This is a genomic window from Kaistia terrae (genome assembly GCF_026344005.1).
Classification (GTDB): Bacteria; Pseudomonadota; Alphaproteobacteria; order Rhizobiales; family Kaistiaceae; genus Kaistia; species Kaistia terrae.
This window is the reverse complement of sequence record NZ_JAPKNH010000008.1, coordinates 11,440-31,447: the sequence shown is the minus strand read 5'-3', so window position 1 is coordinate 31,447 and position 20,008 is coordinate 11,440. Positions and strand designations below refer to the sequence as shown.

Genomic DNA, 20,008 nt, shown 5'->3' with positions numbered 1-20,008 from the left:
GACTTCGTAACATTAGAATGAAATGAAGAAACATTCGAAAAATACGAACATAGGAATTCGCCATTTTCGCGCCGCCGTGACGCTTGCCGGCGAGCAGTCCTTTGCGCGCGCGGCGGATGCCCTTGGGGTTGTGCCATCGGCGCTGACGGAGACGATCAAGCAGTTGGAGGCGGATTGCGGCCTCCTCCTGTTCAACCGAGAGGCAAGGCCGGTGACGCCGACCGAGGCGGGGGCCGAGTTCCTCGTTACCGCCCAGCGCGTGCTTTCCGACTTCGAGATGGCGCTGCACGATCTCCGCCGCGTCGGCGGCATCGAGCGCGGCGCGGTCAAGGTGGCTGCCGCGCCCTCCGTCGTGCTCTTTCATCTCGCACCGGCGCTGGCGACGTTTCGCGCCGCCCACCCCGCGGTCGAGATCACTGTCTATGATGACGTCGCCGAGCGGATCGGCTCGCTGGTGCTGGATCGGGTGGCGGATTTCGGCATCGCCGAGCGCTGGCACCAGACCGACCAGCTCGACTACGAGCCGTTTCACATCGATCCCTTTGTGTTCGTTTGCCATCGCGGGCACCGGCTGGCGGGGCGGGCGCGAATTGGTCTCGACGAGATCGATGCGGACGAGGTGATCGCGCTCAACGAGAATACCGGCACCGGCAAGCTGATCGCCGCCGCCCCCGGGATTCCGCCGGCCTTTCTCAAGGGGCGGCTGCGCGCGCACGGGACGATTGCCCAACTCACCATGATCTCGCAGGGTATGGGCGTCGCCCTGATTCCGAAGCTGGCGGCGTCGGTGATCCAGAGCCCCGAAATCTGCCAGGTTGCCCTCGCGGATCTCGCGCTGGAGCGGACGCTGTGCATCGTGACGCGGGCGCGGATGGGGCTGTCGCCAGCGGCGGAAAGGCTGCTTCAGTGTCTCCGGCCGCTTGGATCGCTCGGCTCAGGCTGAAAAACAGGCGAAAGTTTGGATCCCGAACCTTCAAATGGTCAATTCTGCCTTGCCAATTCCGTTTGTCTACCTCCAAAGACGAATGACAAAGGCGTTGTTGTTAATGACGAATGGTGAGTCATTATTGTTTGAACTCATATGAATTCGCGTGTAGTGGATGAAGGTAACCTTGCCCATCGGACGCTATGGAGAAATGCGATGTCACACGATCCCGTCTCGGCGCAGCCGAAGGGCAAGCTGGTCATCCGCAACATCGGAATGGTGCTCAGCGGCGCCATGGAGAATCCGATCATCGAGGCGGATACGGTCGTTGTCGTGGACGGCAGGATCGCAGCCATCGGACGCTTCAAGGATGTTGATACCGATCACGCCGATCAGGTGATCGACGCCAACCAGGCCGCCCTCGCGCCGGGGCTGATCGACAGCCATGTCCATCCCGTCGCTGGTGACTGGACGCCGCGTCAAAATCAGATGGGCTGGATCGACAGCACCATGCATGGCGGCGTTACCACCATGATCTCCGCTGGCGAAGTGCATACGCCCGGGCGCCCGACCGACATCGTCGGCCTGAAGGCGCTGGCGATTGCCGCGCAGCGCACCTTCACCAACTTCCGTCCCGGCGGCGTCAAGATCCACGCCGGTGCCCCGATCATCGAGCAGGGCATGGTCGAGCAGGACTTCAAGGACCTCGCGGATGCCGGCGTGCGCCTGCTCGGCGAAATTGGCCTCGGCAGCGTCAAGGATGGCGAGACCGCCGGCAAGATGGTGGGTTGGGCGCGTAAATACGGCATCCAGTCGACGATCCATACGGGCGGCCCCTCGGTTCCCGGTTCGGGCCTTATTGGCGCCGACGTCGTGCTGGCGGCCGGCACCGATGTCGTCGGCCACATCAATGGCGGCCACACAGCGCTGCCGGACCTTGAGATCCGCTGCATCTGCGAAGGCTGCAAGGCCGGCCTCGAGATCGTCCATAACGGCAATGAGCGCGCCGCTCTCTATGCGCTGCGCATCGCCCGCGAAATGGGCGAGATGGAGCGCGTCATTCTCGGCACCGACGGCCCAGCCGGATCCGGTGTCCAGCCGCTCGGCATTCTCCGCATGGTGTCGCTGCTGTCGTCGCTCGGCGATGTGCCGGCCGAAATCGCGCTTTGTTTTGCCACCGGCAACACGTCGCGCATGCGTTCGCTCGACAGCGGGTTGATCGAAGTCGGCCGTCCCGCCGATTTCGTGTTCCTCGCCAAGGCGATGCACTCGGCCGGCCGCGACATGCTCGACAGCATCCAGCTTGGCGATCTGCCCGGCGTCGGTATGGTCGTCATCGACGGCATCGTCCGCTCCGGTCGCAGCCGCAATACACCGCCGGCCGAGCGCCTGCCCTTCATCTGCAACTGATCCGCCCCTTCAAGGAGTTTGAAATGACCGACGTCGTCGTCCGGAAGTTCCTCATCCGCATCGAAGAGATTTTCCATGAGGGCGGACCCGTTTCCGCCAATCCGCCGCGCCGCGGCACGATCATGGCCGTCGTCAAGAACCCCTATGCCGGTCGCTATGTCGAAGACATCACTGGCATGATGGAAGACCTGAAGCCGCTCGGTCTGGAAATGTCGACCCGCCTGCTCAATGCGCTCGGCGGCGACAAGTCCGTCATCGAGGGCTACGGCAAGGGCGCGATCGTCGGCGAGGCGGGCGAACTGGAACATGGTGCGCTCTGGCACATGCCCGGCGGCCACGCCATGCGGGCTCTGCTCGGCGACGTCAAGGCGATCGTTCCCTCGGCCAAGAAGGTCGGCGGCGTCGGCGCCAACATCGACATCCCGATCACGCATATCCACGCTTCCTATGTGCGCAGCCATTTTGACGCCATCGAAGTCAACGTTCCCGACGCGCCCCGCGCCGACGAGATCGTGCTGATCCTTTCGATGACGACGGGCTCGCGCGTTCATGCCCGCGTCGGCGGCCTTGCCGTCTCCGAGATCAAGGGCGAGGACGGCCTGCGATGAGCGTCATCCGCAAGATCGTCACGACGCTGGAAGAGACGCTGATCGAGGGCGACGTCGTCCTGCCGCATCCCTTCCGCAAGGTGTCGGCCGTCGCGGTCGTCTCGAACGCCGGCTCCGGCCGTTATGTCGAGGATCTGAGCGAACTGATGGATCTGGGCGAGCAGCTCGGCGACATCCTGCCGCGTCGCGCGGTGGCGTTGCTCGGCATTCCCGGCGATCAGGTCGAGAGCTTCGGCAAGGCGGTCATCGTCGGCGCCGAGGGTGAGTTCGAGCACGCGGCCGCGATCATGCATCCGAAGCTCGGCGCGCCGTTCCGGGCCGTGCTCGGCAAGGGCGACGCGTTGATCCCATCGGCGAAGAAGCGCGCCAATATTGGGGCCATCATCGATGTGCCGCTTGGCCACAAGGATCATGCGCGCGTCCGCAGCCATTTCGATGCCATGGAAATCCGTATCCCGGATGCTCCCAAGAAGCACGAGATGGTGGTGGCGATTGCCGTCACCGATTCCGGCCGGCCGTTGGCCCGCGTCGGCGGCATGCGCAAGGAAGATATCGGCCAGTAGGCGGGTCTGGCATAGCCTCAATGGCCAAGGGCCGCTGCGCAAGCAGCGGCCCTTTTTGTTTGCGGGATGTTGGGCGCTTTTACCTCTCCCTGAGGGAGAGGTCGGAGCGAAGCTCCGGGTGAGGGTTTAGGGAACGATCCGGTGATGTCGTAAACCCTCACCCGCCGACCTTCGGCCGTCGACCTCTCCCTCAGGGAGAGGTGAGGGCAGCGTTTTGCCCACTGCCGAAGGTCACACCTTGGCCGCCAGCTCGGCCCGGATCTCGTCGCCATGTTCGCCAAGGCGCGGAGACCGTTTGGCGAGCGCCAGTTCGGAGCCGGACATGGTGATCGGCGAACGGACACCGGGAATTCCATCCAGGTCGAGACGCATCGAGCGCGCCAGCACCTGCGGATCGGCGAAGACGTCTTCCAGCGTGTTGATCGGCCCTGCCGGCACATGCGCCACGTCGAGCTTCGCCAACAGCGCATCCCGCTGCCAGTTTGCCAGTTCGCCTGCGATCAACGCCGTCAAGGCGACGCGATTGGCGACGCGGAGCGAATTGGTCAGGAAGCGGGCGTCGGTGGCAAGTTCCGGCTTGCCGATCACTGCCGCGAAGCGCGCAAACTGGCCGTCATTGCCGACCGCCAGAATGAGATGGCCATCGGCGACGGCAAAGGTCTGGTAGGGCGCGATGTTCGGATGGGCGTTGCCGAGGCGGCGCGGCGGCTTGCCGGTGGCGAGGAAGTTCATCGCCTGGTTCGCCAGCACGCCGACCGAGGTATCGAGCAGAGCCATGTCGATATGCTGGCCGAGCCCGGTGCGGGAGCGCTGGGCGAGTGCCGCCTGGATCGCGATGACGCTGTAGAGGCCCGTGAAGATGTCGGAGAAGGCAACGCCGATCTTCTGCGGCTCGCCGGCGGGGTCGCCGGTCAGGTCCATGATCCCGGCCATGCCCTGGATGAGAAAATCGTAGCCGGCGCGCTCGCGATACGGCCCCGTCTGGCCGAAGCCGGTGATCGAGCAATAGACGAGCCGCGGATTGATCGCCTTCAGGCTCTCATAGTCGAGCCCGTACTTTTTCAGTCCGCCAACTTTAAAGTTCTCGATGACGACGTCGGCGTCCGCGATCAGCGCGCGGACCAGTTCGACGCCCTCGGGCGTGCGAAAATCGGCGACGATCGAGCGCTTGCCGCGATTGCAGGCGTGGAAATAGGCAGCGGATTTCTCGCCGCCATCCTCGATGAAGGGCGGTCCCCAGGTTCGGGTATCGTCGCCTTCCGGGCTTTCGACCTTGATGACGTCGGCGCCGAGATCGGCCAGCGTCTGGCCGGCCCAGGGGCCAGCCAGGATGCGCGCCAGCTCGATGACCTTCAGTCCCTCGAGCGCCTGCATCAGAAGAACGCCTGGATACCGGTCTGCGCCCGGCCGAGGATCAGCGCGTGGACGTCGTGCGTGCCCTCATAGGTGTTGACCGTCTCGAGGTTCTGGGCGTGGCGCATGACGTGGTATTCGATCTGGATGCCGTTGCCGCCATGCATGTCACGGGCCTGGCGGGCGATGTCGAGCGCCTTGCCGCAATTGTTGCGCTTGACCAGCGAGACCATCTCCGGCGCGGCCAAACCCTCGTCGAACAGCCGACCGACGCGCAGCGAGGCCTGAAGTCCGAGCGCGATCTCGGTCTGCATGTCGGCGAGCTTCTTCTGGAAAAGCTGCATGCCGGCCAGCGGCTTGCCGAACTGCTTGCGGTCGAGGCCATACTGGCGGGCGCGGAACCAGCAATCCTCGGCGGCGCCGAGCACGCCCCAGGAAATGCCGTAGCGGGCGCGGTTCAGGCAGCCGAACGGCCCCTTGAGGCCGGACACGTTGGGCAGGAGCGCATCCTCCGAAACCTCGACATCGGCCATGACGATCTCGCCGGTGATCGAAGCGCGCAACGATAGCTTGCCGCCGATCTTCGGCGCGGAAAGACCCTTCATGCCCTTTTCCAGTACGAAGCCTCGGATGGCGCCGTCATGGGCTTCCGACTTTGCCCAGACGATGAACACGTCGGCGATCGGCGAATTCGAGATCCAGGTCTTGGCGCCGTTCAGGACGTAGCCGCCCTCGGTCTTCCTGGCGTTAGTGATCATGCCGCCCGGATCGGAGCCGGCATCCGGCTCGGTCAGGCCGAAGCAGCCGATCCATTCGCCGGTCGCGAGCTTCGGCAGGAACTTCTGCCGCTGCGCTTCGCTGCCATAGGCATAGATCGGATACATAACCAGCGAGGACTGGACGCTCATCATCGAGCGATAGCCCGAATCGACGCGCTCGACCTCGCGGGCCACCAAGCCATAGGAGACGTAGGAAGCGCCGACGCCGCCATATTCCGCCGGCACGGTGACGCCGAGCAGGCCCATCTCGCCCATCTCGCGGAAGATCTCGGGATCGGTCAGCTCGTCCAGATAGGCCTTCTCGACGCGGGGCATCAGCCGGTCGGCGGCAAAGGCCTTGGCCGTGTCGCGGATCATCCGCTCTTCATCGTCGAGCTGTGCTTCGAAGTGGAAGGGGTCTTCCCAGGCGAAGCGCGACAGCGCCGGCTGATCCTTGGCCTTCAAGGTCGGGTTTTGAGCGGACATGGCTGTCACCTTTGTAGTCGAAATCGGGAGAGCGCATGGCGGAATGGCGCCGTGCATTGGCCTTAAAACTAGCAAATCGGCTCTGCACGCGATAACAAGGCTTTCAAAGAAGTTGATGAGTAATGGTAATAATAGCACGGTGAGCGACCGCCTATGCGTGAAGGCTATATTCCAACCATCACGGAGCTGCAGGCCTTCTCCGCCTGCGCCCGGCTTGGCGCGACCACGCGGGCCGCACTGGCGCTGAGCCTGACGCAAAGCGCCGTCAGCCGGTCCGTCGGCACACTGGAGGAGCGTCTCGGGGTTCGCCTGTTCCACCGGGTCAAGCAGCGCCTGATCCTCTCCGACGCGGGAAGGGCGCTGCATCGTGACGTCGACCGGCTGCTCAAGGATCTTCAGCAGGCGGCGATGACGGTGATGGCGTTTGGCGGCCATGCCGACGTGTTGCGGCTGGCTGTCCTGCCGACCTTGGGCAGCACCTGGCTGGTGCCACGATTGGCGGCCTATCGCAGTGTGGCACCCAATATGACGTTCGACATTTCAGCCCGTCTCGATGTCGTCGACTTCGAAATCGACGGTTTTGACGCGGCGATCCAGCGCGGCGATCACCGCGTCCCGGGCTCGCATGTGGACGTCCTGATGCAGGAGCAACTGGTCGTGTTGGCTGCGCCATCGCTGCTCGCGGGCCGGAGCATCCTGGCCGATGAGGAACTGTCGAACATGCCGCTGCTGCAGCAATCGACGCGTCCCACGCTCTGGCTTGACTGGTTTCGCGATGCCGGCCTCGACAGTCGAACCATCCTGCGCGGTGCCCGCCTCGAGCATTTCGACATGGTGGTCAACGCGGCCATCGCCGGCCTCGGCGTGGCACTCGTGCCGGAGGTTGTGGCGCGGGCGGCCCTGGCGGCGGGACACCTGGTGCTGGCATCCGAGCGCAGGCTGATCGGCGACCAGCCCTACACGCTGATTTATCCCCATCGCAGCCAGCAGCGAGAGGCCTTCATGCAGTTTCGCGATTGGCTGCTGAAGGAGATCGCCGAATGAGGCCGGGCTTCAGTCGTCGCTGATGCGCTGCAAGAGTTCCAGCAACAGCGCCTGTTCGGCGGCGGAAAGCGGCGCCAACAGCCGGGTGCCGGCCTCGGCGCTCTTGCCCAGCCGTTCGAGCGTGTAGTCGACGCCCTTGTCAGTCAGCGTGATGATCACCATCCGCTGGTCGGTACTCGACGTGCCACGCGTGACAAAACCCTGCTTGCGCAGTTTGCGCACGACCAGGCTGATGGTCGAGGGATCCATGGCCGTCAGCCGGCCGAGGTGGTTCTGCGAGACATCGCCATGCCGGAGAATGGTGGCGAGGGCGGCGAATTGCGTCGGCGTCAGGTCTTCGCCCGCCATGACCTGCTGAAAGCAGGTCGTCGCGCGCTGGTGAACCTTCCGGATGATGTGGGCCGGATGGTGATCCAGATCGTAACCGGTCGCGGCGATCATGTCCGCGATCTGCGACCGGCTATAGCTGGTGCCTGCAGCGGGCTCGTGGCCGGCCTCGCTGTCCTGGCTCTTGTCTTCAATCAATAGGTGTAGCCCCTTGCCCTGCTGGCGTTCAGACAATCCTTAAACCTGACGCAGCGCAAGACCATCCTTGAGGGATGCAACCACGTCGGCAGCGTTAGTCACAACGCCGAAATGGGTCGCGATGTCATAGAGCGTGCTTTCCTGCTCGCGCGCTCCAGTTGCGGCGCAGCAATCCTGCGGAACGGCGACGTCGTAGCCGATGAAGAACGCGTCGTGGACGGTCGAGCGGACGCAGATATTCGTCACGACGCCGAAGACCACGAGCTGCGTGATCTGCATGTCCTTGAGCGTCATGTCGAGATCGGTCTGGAAGAACGCCGAATAGCGACGCTTGATGATGTGGATTTCGTCATCCCGCGCGCCCAGGTCCTCGATGATCTCGGTGCCCCAGCTGCCCTCGACGCAATGCGGGGTACGCTTCACCCATTCACGGTCGCGGCGCATGTTGGCGCGGTGGACGTCGTGAACCCAGAAAACGGGTGCGCCGACGGCGCGGGCGGCCTCGATCACTTCGAGCTGTTGCGGCACCAGTTTCTCATAGCCCGGCAACACCATGGCGCCGCCCGGCTTGCAGAATTCATTGATCATATCGACGACGATGACGGCCGTGCGGCCCTTGTCCAGGGTCAGGGTCTCGCCATGGCGATGATCCGAGAAAACGTCAGCACTCATATGATCCTCCATGCGGGTCCTGCTGCATCACCTGCGCCCCGGCAGGGATCCATCACGCCCTCGGCGCTACGAACTTTATTTGGCTAGTAAGTATATTAGCAGCCTTGTGTCAACCGGATCAAGTTGTGCAAAAGGTAATCACAGTGGAGTCGTATCTGACTGATTTTAATGCAGATTCCGAAAATGAGCGGCGCGCCTCAAGATGCATTGACAAAGGGCGGGATTCGATCAGATTATTGTATGACTATCAATGAATGGAGGGGTCGAGGGGACCTGTTCTCGTCATTGATTGGAGGGACTTCCATGCTCATTCGCAAGCGAACCGTTTCGCGCCTGATGCTAGCCAGCGCCATGACCGTTCTGGCTGCCTTGTCTCCGTCGATTGCCAGTGCCGAGGGTGTCACCCTCAAGGTGTTCGGTGGATCGGCGCTCAATAAATTGGCCCCGCGTCAGGCTCCTGACGTGCAGAAGGCCATTCAGGACAAGGTGATCGCCGGCTTCCTCGCCGCCCACCCCGAGGTCAAGGCCGTCGAGTGGGACGCCCAGGGCCCGCAGGCCAACGACGTCCAGCGCCTGATGACGGCGCGTCTCGCCAATCAGGAAATGGACCTGATCGCGTGCTCGGCCTTCTACACCAACGGCGCCTATGTCCGTCGTGGCCTGCTTCGTCCGATCACCAAGGAAATCGAGGCGTTCTCCGCCAATCTCGACCAGCCGGCGATCGGCGCCTTCACCGTCCGCGGCGAAGTCTACGCCGTTCCGATCACGACGATGTCGACTTCGGCGATCTTCTACAACAAGAAGGCCTTCGCCGATCTCGGCATCCCGGTTCCGCCGAGCTATGAGGACCTGAAGGCCGCCGCGCCGAAGCTCGCCGCTGCCGGCATCATCCCGCTGCTGCATCAGGGCTCGAACACGCCGATGTGGCCGATGTGGTACTTCGAGACCTTCTCGCAGGCCTCCGGCGATCCGATCGGCCGCACGACGGCGATCCTCGACGGCAAGGCGAAGTTCAATGACGCCGACGGCGTCGCTGCCTTCGACCTGATCAAGACGTGGGTCGATGACGGCATCCTTTCGAAGGATTCGCTCGCGGTCGACCAGGATGGCATGCGCTCGGCCTTCGCCAGCGGCAAGAGCGCCATGTATTACGGCGGCACGTGGGAAGTCCCGTCGCTGCAGGAAAGCGTGAAGGGCTTCGAGTGGGGCACCTTCGCCTTCCCGAAGATGGCCGGCACTCCCGGCGAGCCGAAGCATGGCGGCGGCGCGGATAACGGCATGTGCATGTCGGCGACCATCGCGCCCGAAAAGGTCGCGCCCGCCGTCGCCTTCATGTCCTACCTGACCCAGCCCGAAGTCGCGACGCTCTATCTCGAGCCCGAGCAGCCGCTCGCCACCTCGGTCAAGGGTGTTCCGGTCGTCGAGGACGCCTACGCCAAGGACCTGCGCGTCAGCGCCTTCCCGAACACGGTGAAGTTCCTCGACTGGGTCTGGCCGGCTGAAGTCGCGACCGCCGTCTCGTCGTCGATCGCCGGCGTCGTCGGTGGCCAGTTGACGCCGCAGCAGGCGGCCGACGCCGTGCAGGCCGTTTATGACGACCTCGTCGCCCAGGGCAACTGGCCGCCGCAGGACTGAGCCTCGCACTCAATAGGAAGACCGGGCTCCGTAGCGGGCCCGGTCTTCCGCCATCAAGGCCAGTCGACCATTCCGTTTGCCGGGGCGGTTGACCCGTCCGGCGCCGGACTGACGCCCCCCGATCCGCATCCCGATAAGGACATGACCATGACGACCCTGAGCTCGAAGCCGCAGCGTTTCTCGATCGGCTATCATCTGAATAGCTGGGACCTCGAAGGCCTGCCGCTGCAGCCGGCCCTGAAGTTCCTGGCCGATCAGGGTTTTGGTTGGTTCGAGATCCTGGCCTTCACCAGCCTGTCGGATCAGTTCGCGCGCAAGTACATGCAGCTCGGTCACCAGGCGCCCATGGGCGTCACGACCGACACCGACATCCTGCGCCGCTACGCCATCCTGTCGAAGGCGCAGAGCGAGCTCGGCATCCGCCTGTCGTCGCTTTACGTTAACGCGGTCTTCGTCAATCCGGTCGCCTGGGAATATGAGCGCGACGTGCTGCTGTCGCTCGCCCGCCTGCTCAAGGGCTTCGATGCCCCCGTTCTGGTGCTGGGTGGCGGACCGTCGGTCGCTTCCGGCAATGCGCATGATGCCCAGGATTACCGCGATTTTGCCCGCTCGCTCGAGGATATCGGCCGTCGCACCAAGGATCTTGGCATCGACACGGTCTATCACCCGCATCTCGACACCTTCGTCGAGACGCGCGAGCAGCTCGATCGCCTGATGGATGTGCTCGACACCTCGGTCGCCGGCCTCTGCATCGACCCGGCCCATCTGGCCCAGACCTATTCCGACCCGGTCGACGCGGTGAAGACCTACATCTCCGCCATTCGCTACATGCACCTGAAGGACACCAAGGTCGATCCCGCTCTCAAGGGCTATGACCGCTACGCCGCGTTCTGCGAGCTGGGCGCCGGCGTCGTCGATCTCAAGGGTATCACCAAGGTCCTGCTTGATTCCGAATATGCCGGTCTCGCCATCGTCGAGCTCGATGCTTCGCAGAAGACCGCCGAGCAGAGCACGCTCGAGAGCATCGACTACCTGAAGAACACGCTCGGCCTCGTGCTGACGCCTGGCGCGCAGGGCTGATCATGTCGGTGTCGGCAACATCCATCACGCCCGCGTCGGCGACCCCGCGCGTCTCGCTTGCGAGACGCCTGGGGCGCAGCGACGGGTTTGTCGCGGCGATGATGATGTTGCCGGCCGGCATCCTGTTTGCGCTGTTTTTCCTCTGGCCCTTCGTCAGCGGCTTCTGGCTCAGCTTTCATCGCTGGGACGGCTTTTCCGACCCGCGCTTCATCGGCCTCGGCAATTACTGGCGGCTGATGAAGGACGGGGTGTTTCTCCTCGCCCTGAAGAACAGCTTCATCTTCGTCGTCGTCAGCATCCTGGCCAAGAACATCCTGGGTCTGGCGCTGGCGCTGCTTTTGAACCGCGTCACCTATATGCGCGGCTTCATCCGCGCCTCGGTGTTCGTGCCGGTGACGATCTCCTTCGTCGCCGCCGGCCTGCTCTGGGCCTGGATCTACAATCCCGTGTTCGGCCTGCTCAATGCCGGGCTCGATTTCGTCGGCCTGGCGTCGTGGAAGCGCAGCTGGCTCGGCGACGCGAATGTCGCGCTCTATGCGGTCATCGTCGTCGATGTGTGGAAATGGCTCGGTTTCCATGCCGTCATCTATCTGGCCGGCCTGCAGACCATTCCCTCCGAGCTCTATGAGGCGGCCCGCATCGATGGCGCCAATGCGCGTCGGCGCTTCTGGCACATTACCTTGCCGCTGATGGTGCCGGTGATCTTCATCAACACGATCCTGAGCCTATCGGGTGCCTTCGTCCGCAATTTCGACATCGTGCACGTCCTGACCCAGGGCGGCCCCAACCACGCCACCGAAGTCGTCATCACGGCGATGGTCAAGGCGGCCTTCACCAACAGCCAGATGGGTTATGCGGCAGCGATGGGCTACGCGCTGTTCGTTCTGGTTGGCGCCCTTTGCGCGGCGCTCGTCTATCTGCTCGGACGTACGAGGTTCAAGGTCTGATGGCTACATCATCCACGCACGGAGCGCCGCCGGATTCGGCCGGTTCATTCAGCGCCATGTTGGAACGGATCGGCATCTATGCGGCGCTCGCCATCGTGCTGTTCCAGACGCTTTATCCGCTGATCTGGGTGCTGTTCGGCTCGCTGAAGACCAAGTCCGAGCTGATCAACAATGTCTGGGGCCCGCCGACAAGCCCGGTCCTCGACAACTATATCCAGGCCTGGCAGATGGCCGAGATGGGAACGCGCATCGTCAACAGCGTCACCGTCACGTTGCTGTCGCTGGCGATCCTGATCCTGGTGGTGACGCCCTGCAGCTACGCGCTGGCGCGGCTCAAATTCCCCGGCCGCAACATTGTCACCGGCCTCGTCGTCGGCTCGATGCTGGTGCCGCCGCAGGTGTTGGCAATCCCGCTCTTCATGGTGGCGCGCGACCTCGGCATATCAATTCGACTGTCGGCATCTCGTTCATCTATGCCGCGTCGATCATGCCGCTTTCGATCTTCATCATGCGCAGCTTCTTCATGTCGCTGCCGTTCGACCTGGAGGATGCCGCGCGCGTCGACGGGGCAGGGCGGGTCGCGATCCTCGTCCGGATCATGCTGCCGCTCGCTCGTCCGGGCATGGCGCTGATCATCATCTTCGGCTTCATCGAAGTCTGGAACGACTTCTTCCTAGCCTTCCTGCTGCTTCGGCAGCCGGAGGTGCAGACCATCCCGCTCGGGCTGGTCAACTTCTTCCAACAGTACGACTCCATGTGGAATCTCTATTTCGCAGCGTTGATGATCACCACCCTGCCGGTGATCCTCCTGTTCGTGCTCATGCAGCGGCAGTTTATTGCCGGCCTGACCGCCGGCGCAGTGAAGGCCTGAGAATGACAAAGCGTAAAATCGGTGTCGGCGTCGTTGGCTGCGGCGAGATTGCCCAGCTCATGCATCTGCCGATCATCAAGGAACTGCCCCAGCTCGAGCTCGCGGCGCTGTGCGATCTGTCGCGTCAGGTCGTCGACAGCCTTGGCGACGCCTATGGCGTCGCCGGCCGCTACACCGACCATCACGACCTGATCAACGATCCGGCCGTCGATGTCGTGGTGATCTGCACCTACGACCACGGCCCGATCATCGAGGACGTGATCGCCGCCGGCAAGCATTTCACCGTCGAGAAGCCGCTCGCCTTCACGGCCGAAGAAGCCGCGCCGCTCATCGAGAAGGCGAAGGCCAGGGGCGTGCTCGGTCTTGTCGGCTACATGAAGCTTTACGATCCCGGCTATGTACTCGGCATTGAGCGGATGGCGTCGATCGAGGCGCTGAAGCAGATCCACGTCCACAACTTCGCAGGCCGCTTCGACCGCTATCAGACCCTGTACACGCAGGTTCGCGGCACCGATGTCGATCCGGCGAGCCTCGCCGCCGGCCGCGCTTCGGCCGACGCCCGCATCGAGGCCTCGCTCGGCCCCGATCACGCCGGCTACAAGGACACCTATCTGATGCTGCTGATGCTCGGCAGCCATAACCTCGCCGTCCTGCGCGGCGCCTTCGGCGTCGCCGAGAGCGTCGAATACGCCAAGGCGGTCGATCCCAACCACATTTTCGCGCTGCTCAATTTCGCCAATGGCGTACCCTGCGTGTTCGAAGTGTCGTTCGGCGCCCAGTATGAGTGGTGGGATGAATGGATCGCAGCCTATGGCAAGCATGACGAAGTGCGCGTCGACTTCCAGAATCCCTATGTCCGCAACACGGCGGCATTCGTGACCATCCGCGAGCCGCGCGGCAATGGTCCGTCCGAGACCGTCATTCCCGGCAAGCCCGACACGGCGTTCCGCCAGCAATGGCTGCACTTCATCGATTGCATCGAGAATGGTACCCAGCCGCTTACGGCGCTCGAAGGCGGTCTGGAAGATCTGAAGCTGGCGCAGGCCATCATCCAGGCGCTGCCGCCCCGGCCGAAGGCGTTGAACTGATGCGGATCGTCATCACCGGGTCCAGTGGCCTGCTCGGCCGACATGTCGCGGCGGCAGCCGTTGCCGCCGGCCATGACGTGCTCGGCATCGACACCGCGCCGCCGACAGAGGGCGGTTGGCGCCATATTACCGCCGATCTGACCGATCTCGGTGTCGCGCTGCAGCTCGTGCGCAATGCCGATGCCGTGTTCCACATCGCCGCCATCCCGCGCCCGATTGGCCGGGCCGAGGCAGAGGTGTTCCAGACCAACATGGCGCTGGCCTACAACGTCATCGAGGCGGCGGCGCTTTCGGGTATTGGCCGGGTCGTCTACGCCTCGTCCTTCAGCATCTTCGGCTATCCGTTCTTCACCAACTGGCCGGATCAGCTCTATCTGCCGATTGATGACAACCATCCGGCCGGCCCGCAGGATGCCTACGGGCTTTCCAAGTGGTTGGGCGAGGAGATGGTGCAGGCAGCCGTGCGCCGCGGCGCCTTTACGGCCGTCAGCCTGCGGATGCCATGGGTGCAGACGCCGGAAGGCTTTGCCGCCCAGATCGGCCCGCGCCGCGCCTCGGGCGATGCCGGACGCGATCTCTGGTCCTATATCGACGCGCGCGACGCGGCCGATGCCTTCCTGCTGGCACTGGAAGCGCCGGTCGAGGGGCATGCCCGTGTCATGATCAGCGCCGCCGACAGCTACATGGACGAGCCGACAGCGGATCTGGCAGAGCGTCATTTCCCGAAGGTGAAGCGCGGCGCCCTTCCGGGCTACGCCAGCACGTTCGATCTGGAGAATGCGCGCCAGACATTGGGCTATGAGCCCCGCCATTCCTGGCGCGAATACCCGGCAACCTGATCGGAGATCCCCATGACGAGATTTGCAGACAAGATCGCCCTGGTGACCGGCGGCGCGGGGGCGATCGGCCAGGCGGCGGTTCGGCGTTTCCTGGATGACGGTGCGCGGGGCGTCGCGATCCTCGACCAGGACGGCGCGCGCGCCTCGGCGCTTGCGGCGGAGCTTGGCGACCGGGCGTTTGCGGTTTCCGCCGATGTCACGGATCCGGCCGCTGTTGACGTGGCGCTTGCCGCCGTTGTCGAACATTTTGGCCGGATCGATATCCTGTTCAACAATGCCGGCATTTCCGGCACGCCGGCGCCCATTCCCGAGCTGGCTCTGGAGGAATGGGACCGGGTGCTGCGCATCAATTTGCGCGGCATCTTCATCGTGCAGCAGGCCGTCGTTCGCATCATGATTGCCCAGAAGCAGGGCGGCGCGATCGTCAACATGGGTTCGTCCATGGCCGGCTGGGACGTGCTGTCGGGCGGTTCGCCCTATACCGCCAGCAAGCACGCCGTCGTCGGCCTGACCAAGGTCGCGGCGCTCGATTGCGCCGGCTATGGCATCCGCGTCAACGCCGTCTGCCCGGGCGTCATCCAGACGACTCTCGGCGTGCCTGCTGCCGATCTGGCGGCCTTCGAGGCGAGCACAAAGCGCTTTTCCGATCGCATTCCGCTGCGCCGCATCGGCCAGCCGGAAGATGTCGCGGCGGTGGTTGCCTTCCTTGCCAGCGACGATGCCCGCCACGTCACCGGCTCGGAACTGCTGATCGATGGTGGCCAGACGCTGATGAGCTGGGCGAATGCCCCCGATGCGGACGCTTATCCGCGCTACATCTGAACGATCGTTGCGCTGTAAACGGCGCAAGATCCAGGCATGAAAAAGGGGCGACGCCGATGGCGTCGCCCCTTTTTGTTGATCAGGTTGAGGCGCTGGCGCCTCTGGCCGGCCCCTAGTGGGCCGGTTCCTGGTGCGCTGCCGCCGCCGGTACTGCCGGCGTGTTGGCTTCCACCTTCTTGTCCTTGCCCCCGCCGATCAGCTTGTAGAACAGCGGGATGAAGAAGATGGCGATGAAGGTTGCCGCCAGCATGCCGCCGATGACGCCGGTACCGATCGAATGGCGGCTGGCGGAGCCGGCGCCTGTCGAGATGGCCAACGGCACCACGCCGAGGATGAAGGCGAGCGACGTCATCACGATCGGGCGGAAGCGCAGGCGCGCCGCCTCGAGCGCCGCGTCGAAGGCGCTCATGCCCTCTTCGCGTTTGATCACCGCGAACTCGACGATCAGGATCGCGTTTTTCGCAGCCAGGCCGATCAGCGTCACCAGACCGATCTGGAAGTACACGTCATTGCTGAGACCGCGCAGCCAGATGGCCACGAGGGCTCCGAACAGCGCGAACGGCACCGCCAGGATGACGGCGAGCGGCAGCGACCAGCGCTCATACTGGGCGGCCAGGATCAGGAACACCATGATGATGCCGAAGATCAAAGCCTGCTGGCCCGAACCGCCGGTGGCGATTTCCTGGTAGGCCGAGCCCGTCCACGCCACCGTGTAGTTCGGCGGCAGCGCTTCCGCGGCCACGGCGCGGATGGCAGCCAGAGCCTGGCCCGAGGAATAGCCAGGCGCCGGGTTACCCATCACCTTCGCCGCCGGGAAGTTGTTGAAGCGCTCCAGCAGGTCTGGTCCGATCGTCCGGTCGACATGCACGAGCGCGTCGAGCGGGATCATGCTGCCGCTGTCGGCGCGGACGAAGACCTGGCGCAGGTCCTCCGGCTTCTCGCGGAAGTTTGCCTCGGACTGCAGCTTGACCTGGAAATTCCGGCCATAGAGCGTGAAGTCGTTGACATAGAGGCTGCCGAAGGTCGCCTGCATGGTGGCGAAGATCGAGGTCAGCGGCACGCCGAGGGCCTTGGCCTTCTCGCGGTCGACATTGATCTTGTACTGCGGAACGTTGGTCGTCAGCGTCGTGCGGACGCCGGCGAGTTCCGGCCTCTTGGCTGCCGCGTCGACCAGCGCCTGCGTCGTTGCCAGCAATTGCGGCGTGCCGGAGCCGGCACGGTCCTGGACGTACAGCTCGAAGCCGCCCGTCGTGCTCAGGCCCTGGATCGGCGGCGGGTTGAACGCGAGCACCATGCCGTCCTGGATGCCGGCATTCATGCCCATGACCTGGCCTGGCATGGCGCGGGCGTCGAGATCTGGCGTCTTGCGCTCGGACCAGTCCTTCAGCTTGACGAAGGCGGCGCCGGCGCTGGGCGACTGCGAACCGGCGAGCAGGTCAAAGCCCGAGAAGGCAAGGACGCTCTGGACCGCCGGATGGTTCGACACGTTCTCGCTCACCGTCGACATGACTTCGGCGGTGCGCGACAGGGCAGCTGCCGGGGGCAGGATGCCGACCGTCAGGATGACGCCCTGGTCTTCTTCCGGCACGAGGGCGCCGGGGATCTTCATGGCGAGATAGCCCATCGCGCCGATCATGATCGCAAACAATGCGATGCCGAGCAGGGCGCGCTTCAGGAAGAAACGCACGCCGGCGGTGTAGCCGCGGGTCAACCAGTCGAAGAAGCGGTTGAACAGGCGGAACGGCAGGATCGGCTCATGATGGCCCGGCTTCAGCAACAGGGCGCACAGCGCCGGTGTCAGCGTCAGGGCGACGATGCCGGAGATCGTGACCGAGACGGCGATGGTGATGGCGAACTGGCGATACATTTCGCCCGCCAGGCCACCCATGAAGGCCACCGGCACGAACACCGAGACCAGCACCAGCACGATGGCGATGACGGGACCCGTCACTTCGCCCATCGCCTTGATGGTCGCCTCGCGCGGCGGCAGCTTTTCCGTCGTCATGATGCGCTCGACGTTTTCGAGCACGACGATGGCGTCGTCGACGACGATACCGATCGCCAGCACCAGGCCGAACAGGGTTAGCAGGTTGATCGAGAAGCCGAGCAGATACATGCCGGCAAAGGTGCCGAGGATGGATACCGGCACGGCAATCAGCGGGATCAGCGTCGCCCGCCAGTTCTGCAGGAAGACGAAGACCACGATCACGACGAGGATAAGCGCCTCGATGAAGGTCTTGATCACTTCCTCGATCGAGGCCTGCACGAACAGGGTCGTGTCATAGGGGATCTTGTAGCTGACGCCTTCCGGCATCCGCGTCTGGATCTCGTCCAGCTTGACCTTGACCGCTTCGATCGTGTTGAGCGCGTTGGCGCCCGGCTGCAGATAGATGCCGATCGGGACGGTCGGCTGGCCGCTCAGGATGGCCTTGAAGCCATAGTCCTGGGCGCCAAGGTCGATGCGGGCGACGTCGCGCAGGCGCAGCGTCGAACCGTTTGAATCCGAGCGCAGGATGATGTTGCCAAAGGCTTCGGCGTCGGGCAGGCGCCCGTCCGTGGTCACCGCGTAGGAATAGGTCAGCATGCCATCGGTCGGCGGGTCGCCGACGCGGCCGGCCGCGTATTGCTGGTTCTGCTCGCGGATGGCCGTGGCGACTTCATCCGTCGTCAAGCCGAACTGGGCGAGCTTGTCCGGCCGCAGCCAGACGCGCATGGCGTAGTTCTCGCGGCTGAACAGGTTCGCCTGGCCAACACCCGGCGTCCGCTTCAGCTCGTCGATGACGTTCAGCAGCGCGTAGTTGGCCAGGTAGACGGAATCATATTGCGGGTTGTCAGAGGTCAGCGCGACGACGGCGAGGATCGAGCTCGACTGCTTGTTGACCGTGACGCCGAGCCGCTGCACTTCCGAAGGCAGCGCCGAGACCGCACGCTGGACGCGGTTGTTGACGTTGATGGTCGCCTGGTCGGCGTCGGTTCCCGTCGCGAAGGTGACGGTCAGCTGCATCGAGCCAGAGCTCGAATTGACCGACTGCATGTAGAGCATGTCTTCGACGCCGTTGATCTGCTCTTCGAGCGGCGCGGCGACGGTCTGGGTCAAAACATCGGCGCTGGCGCCGGGATAGGTAGCGGTGACGACCACCTGCGGTGGCGTCAGTTCGGGATACTGGGCGATCGGCAGCGCGCGCATGGCGAGGATGCCCGCCAGCACGATGACGATCGAAATGACGGCCGCGAAGACTGGCCTATCGACGAAAAAGCGGTTCATCAGTTCGCCTGCGCAGTCTGGACAGTGGTCTTCGAAGCCGCGACCGGCGCGCCGGGACGGACCTTGATGACGCCGGAAGTGACGACCTGGTCGCCGGACTTCAGGCCGTCGGTGACGATCCAGCCGCCTTCAACCGACTGGCCGAGGGTGACGGGCGCCATGGCGGCGACATTCTGCTCGTTGACGGTATAGACAAACTTGCCCTGCGGACCCTGCAGGACCGCGATCTCCGGGACGACGATCGCCGAGGCGAGCGACATGCCGGAAATGGTGACGCGGACGAACTGGCCCGGGATCAGGTAGGAATCCGGGTTCTCAAAGATGGCGCGCGAACGGATGGTGCCGGTCTGCGTGTCGATGCTCGCCGAGGTAAAGTCGATCTCGCCCGGCTTGTCGTAGACCCGGCCGTCACCGAAGGTGATGGTGGCAGTCAGCTTGGTATCGGCCGTATGCGTCTTCTGGGCATCGGCGATACGGCGCAGCTCGGCCGCGTTCGCATCCGTGAACGAGAAGTTCACGTAGACCGGATCGAGCTGGGTGATGGTGGTCAGCAGGCTATCGCCGCTGCTGACGCCAACCAGACTGCCTTCCGGCACGACGTCGAGGCTGGTGATGCCGTCGATCGGCGCGCGAACCGTCGCATAGTCGAGATTGATCTGTGCCGCCTTCAACTGCGCCTTGGCAGCGGCTACGGCTGCCTCGGCGAGATCGACAGCCGAAAGCGCATCGTCGCGCGACTTCTGCGATCCGACCTGACGCGTGAACAGCTCGACCGCACGCGTCTTGTCGCGTGTGGCTTGCGCGAGCTGGGCCTCGGCGGTCTGCAGCTGCGCCGCGGCCCTGGCCACTTCGGCCTCATAGGTCTTCGGATCGACGCGGAACAGCACGTCGCCGGCCTTGACGCGCGCGCCTTCGATATAGGCACGTTCCATCAGGATGCCGCCCACCTGGGCGCGGACCTGGACTTCGCGGAAAGCCGAGATGCGGCCCGCATAGCTGTAGCTCAACGGTACTTCTCGGGCATTGAGGGTGGTCAGCTCGACGCTGGGCGGCGGCGGGGCGGCCGGCGCTTGCGCCATGGCTGCCGCCGGAAGGGCGAGCAGGCTAGTGCCCATGA

18 protein-coding genes are annotated in these 20,008 nt (G+C 64.1%); 12 read left to right on the top strand and 6 right to left on the bottom strand.

The window, feature by feature from the left end; translation table 11 throughout:
• Positions 1-22: 22 nt before the first annotated feature.
• The 4 genes from OSH12_RS19905 to OSH12_RS19890 all read left to right on the top strand — a co-directional run bounded on the left by OSH12_RS19905 (position 23) and on the right by OSH12_RS19890 (position 3,506).
• Positions 23-943, top strand: a complete 921-nt coding sequence (locus OSH12_RS19905) for a LysR family transcriptional regulator (RefSeq protein ID WP_266345367.1) — start codon at positions 23-25, stop codon at positions 941-943.
• 198 nt (positions 944-1,141) lie between these two features.
• Positions 1,142-2,335, top strand: coding sequence for an amidohydrolase family protein (locus OSH12_RS19900; RefSeq protein WP_266345366.1), 1,194 nt, complete (start codon positions 1,142-1,144; stop codon positions 2,333-2,335).
• A 23-nt stretch (positions 2,336-2,358) separates the two neighbouring features.
• Positions 2,359-2,943 (top strand): amino acid synthesis family protein, encoded by a 585-nt coding sequence (locus OSH12_RS19895; RefSeq protein WP_266345365.1) that lies wholly within the window; start codon positions 2,359-2,361, stop codon positions 2,941-2,943.
• Positions 2,940-3,506: an amino acid synthesis family protein gene (locus tag OSH12_RS19890; protein ID WP_266345364.1), complete on the top strand. Its 567-nt coding sequence runs from the start codon at positions 2,940-2,942 to the stop codon at positions 3,504-3,506. Before OSH12_RS19895 ends, OSH12_RS19890 begins: the two co-directional genes overlap by 4 nt.
• 231 nt (positions 3,507-3,737) lie before the next feature.
• Here OSH12_RS19890 and OSH12_RS19885 read toward each other — a convergent pair whose 3' ends face one another.
• Both OSH12_RS19885 and OSH12_RS19880 read right to left on the bottom strand, forming a co-directional pair.
• A complete protein-coding gene (locus OSH12_RS19885; RefSeq protein WP_266345363.1) occupies positions 3,738-4,880 on the bottom strand; it encodes a CaiB/BaiF CoA transferase family protein in 1,143 nt (380 codons plus the stop codon).
• Entirely contained in the window at positions 4,880-6,058 is a 1,179-nt protein-coding gene (locus tag OSH12_RS19880) for an acyl-CoA dehydrogenase (RefSeq protein WP_266345494.1), read from the bottom strand. The genes OSH12_RS19885 and OSH12_RS19880 overlap by 1 nt, the downstream gene beginning before the upstream one ends.
• Positions 6,059-6,256: 198 nt before the next feature.
• Between OSH12_RS19880 and OSH12_RS19875 the strand changes: the two genes are divergently transcribed.
• Positions 6,257-7,147 (top strand): LysR substrate-binding domain-containing protein, encoded by an 891-nt coding sequence (locus tag OSH12_RS19875; RefSeq protein WP_266345362.1) that lies wholly within the window; start codon positions 6,257-6,259, stop codon positions 7,145-7,147.
• A gap of 9 nt (positions 7,148-7,156) precedes the next feature.
• Here the strand turns inward: OSH12_RS19875 and OSH12_RS19870 are convergent, their stop codons facing one another.
• A complete protein-coding gene (locus OSH12_RS19870; RefSeq protein WP_266345361.1) occupies positions 7,157-7,708 on the bottom strand; it encodes a MarR family winged helix-turn-helix transcriptional regulator in 552 nt (183 codons plus the stop codon).
• Positions 7,709-7,711: 3 nt separating this feature from the next.
• Positions 7,712-8,344 carry a cysteine hydrolase family protein gene (locus OSH12_RS19865; RefSeq protein ID WP_266345360.1) on the bottom strand — a complete coding sequence of 211 codons (633 nt, stop codon included), beginning with the start codon at positions 8,342-8,344 and terminating at the stop codon, positions 7,712-7,714.
• A gap of 303 nt (positions 8,345-8,647) precedes the next feature.
• On the opposite strand from OSH12_RS19865, the gene OSH12_RS19860 reads away from it, so the two are divergent.
• From OSH12_RS19860 to OSH12_RS19830, 7 genes are all read left to right on the top strand, one after another.
• Positions 8,648-9,979, top strand: a complete 1,332-nt coding sequence (locus tag OSH12_RS19860) for an extracellular solute-binding protein (protein ID WP_266345359.1) — start codon at positions 8,648-8,650, stop codon at positions 9,977-9,979.
• A 147-nt stretch (positions 9,980-10,126) separates the two neighbouring features.
• Positions 10,127-11,059 carry a sugar phosphate isomerase/epimerase family protein gene (locus OSH12_RS19855; protein ID WP_266345358.1) on the top strand — a complete coding sequence of 311 codons (933 nt, stop codon included), beginning with the start codon at positions 10,127-10,129 and terminating at the stop codon, positions 11,057-11,059.
• A gap of 2 nt (positions 11,060-11,061) precedes the next feature.
• Positions 11,062-12,006, top strand: coding sequence for a carbohydrate ABC transporter permease (locus OSH12_RS19850; protein WP_266345357.1), 945 nt, complete (start codon positions 11,062-11,064; stop codon positions 12,004-12,006).
• Positions 11,912-12,877 (top strand): carbohydrate ABC transporter permease, encoded by a 966-nt coding sequence (locus OSH12_RS26220; RefSeq protein WP_323180697.1) that lies wholly within the window; start codon positions 11,912-11,914, stop codon positions 12,875-12,877. Before OSH12_RS19850 ends, OSH12_RS26220 begins: the two co-directional genes overlap by 95 nt.
• Before the next feature lie 2 nt (positions 12,878-12,879).
• Entirely contained in the window at positions 12,880-13,965 is a 1,086-nt protein-coding gene (locus tag OSH12_RS19840) for a Gfo/Idh/MocA family protein (protein ID WP_266345355.1), read from the top strand.
• A complete protein-coding gene (locus OSH12_RS19835) occupies positions 13,965-14,804 on the top strand; it encodes an NAD-dependent epimerase/dehydratase family protein (protein WP_266345354.1) in 840 nt (279 codons plus the stop codon). Before OSH12_RS19840 ends, OSH12_RS19835 begins: the two co-directional genes overlap by 1 nt.
• 12 nt (positions 14,805-14,816) lie before the next feature.
• Entirely contained in the window at positions 14,817-15,626 is an 810-nt protein-coding gene (locus OSH12_RS19830; protein WP_266345353.1) for an SDR family NAD(P)-dependent oxidoreductase, read from the top strand.
• A gap of 112 nt (positions 15,627-15,738) precedes the next feature.
• Here OSH12_RS19830 and OSH12_RS19825 read toward each other — a convergent pair whose 3' ends face one another.
• Positions 15,739-18,891 (bottom strand): efflux RND transporter permease subunit, encoded by a 3,153-nt coding sequence (locus OSH12_RS19825; protein ID WP_266345352.1) that lies wholly within the window; start codon positions 18,889-18,891, stop codon positions 15,739-15,741.
• On the bottom strand, positions 18,891-20,006 hold the full coding sequence (locus OSH12_RS19820) for an efflux RND transporter periplasmic adaptor subunit (RefSeq protein WP_266345351.1): 1,116 nt from the start codon (positions 20,004-20,006) through the stop codon (positions 18,891-18,893). Before OSH12_RS19820 ends, OSH12_RS19825 begins: the two co-directional genes overlap by 1 nt.
• Positions 20,007-20,008: the final 2 nt, after the last annotated feature.

Excerpts from the sequence above, each read along its gene's own strand:
- OSH12_RS19890 (WP_266345364.1), top strand. The coding sequence starts at position 2,940 with ATGAGCGTCATCCGCAAGATCGTCACGACGCTGGAAGAGACGCTGATC.
- OSH12_RS19850 (WP_266345357.1), top strand. The coding sequence starts at position 11,062 with ATGTCGGTGTCGGCAACATCCATCACGCCCGCGTCGGCGACCCCGCGC.
- OSH12_RS19875 (WP_266345362.1), top strand. The coding sequence starts at position 6,257 with ATGCGTGAAGGCTATATTCCAACCATCACGGAGCTGCAGGCCTTCTCC.
- OSH12_RS26220 (WP_323180697.1), top strand. The coding sequence starts at position 11,912 with ATGCGGCAGCGATGGGCTACGCGCTGTTCGTTCTGGTTGGCGCCCTTT.
- OSH12_RS19830 (WP_266345353.1), top strand. The coding sequence starts at position 14,817 with ATGACGAGATTTGCAGACAAGATCGCCCTGGTGACCGGCGGCGCGGGG.
- OSH12_RS19860 (WP_266345359.1), top strand. The coding sequence starts at position 8,648 with ATGCTCATTCGCAAGCGAACCGTTTCGCGCCTGATGCTAGCCAGCGCC.
- OSH12_RS19820 (WP_266345351.1), bottom strand. The coding sequence starts at position 20,006 with ATGGGCACTAGCCTGCTCGCCCTTCCGGCGGCAGCCATGGCGCAAGCG.
- OSH12_RS19840 (WP_266345355.1), top strand. The coding sequence starts at position 12,880 with ATGACAAAGCGTAAAATCGGTGTCGGCGTCGTTGGCTGCGGCGAGATT.
- OSH12_RS19895 (WP_266345365.1), top strand. The coding sequence starts at position 2,359 with ATGACCGACGTCGTCGTCCGGAAGTTCCTCATCCGCATCGAAGAGATT.
- OSH12_RS19825 (WP_266345352.1), bottom strand. The coding sequence starts at position 18,891 with ATGAACCGCTTTTTCGTCGATAGGCCAGTCTTCGCGGCCGTCATTTCG.
- OSH12_RS19905 (WP_266345367.1), top strand. The coding sequence starts at position 23 with ATGAAGAAACATTCGAAAAATACGAACATAGGAATTCGCCATTTTCGC.
- OSH12_RS19885 (WP_266345363.1), bottom strand. The coding sequence starts at position 4,880 with ATGCAGGCGCTCGAGGGACTGAAGGTCATCGAGCTGGCGCGCATCCTG.
- OSH12_RS19855 (WP_266345358.1), top strand. The coding sequence starts at position 10,127 with ATGACGACCCTGAGCTCGAAGCCGCAGCGTTTCTCGATCGGCTATCAT.
- OSH12_RS19835 (WP_266345354.1), top strand. The coding sequence starts at position 13,965 with ATGCGGATCGTCATCACCGGGTCCAGTGGCCTGCTCGGCCGACATGTC.
- OSH12_RS19900 (WP_266345366.1), top strand. The coding sequence starts at position 1,142 with ATGTCACACGATCCCGTCTCGGCGCAGCCGAAGGGCAAGCTGGTCATC.
- OSH12_RS19865 (WP_266345360.1), bottom strand. The coding sequence starts at position 8,344 with ATGAGTGCTGACGTTTTCTCGGATCATCGCCATGGCGAGACCCTGACC.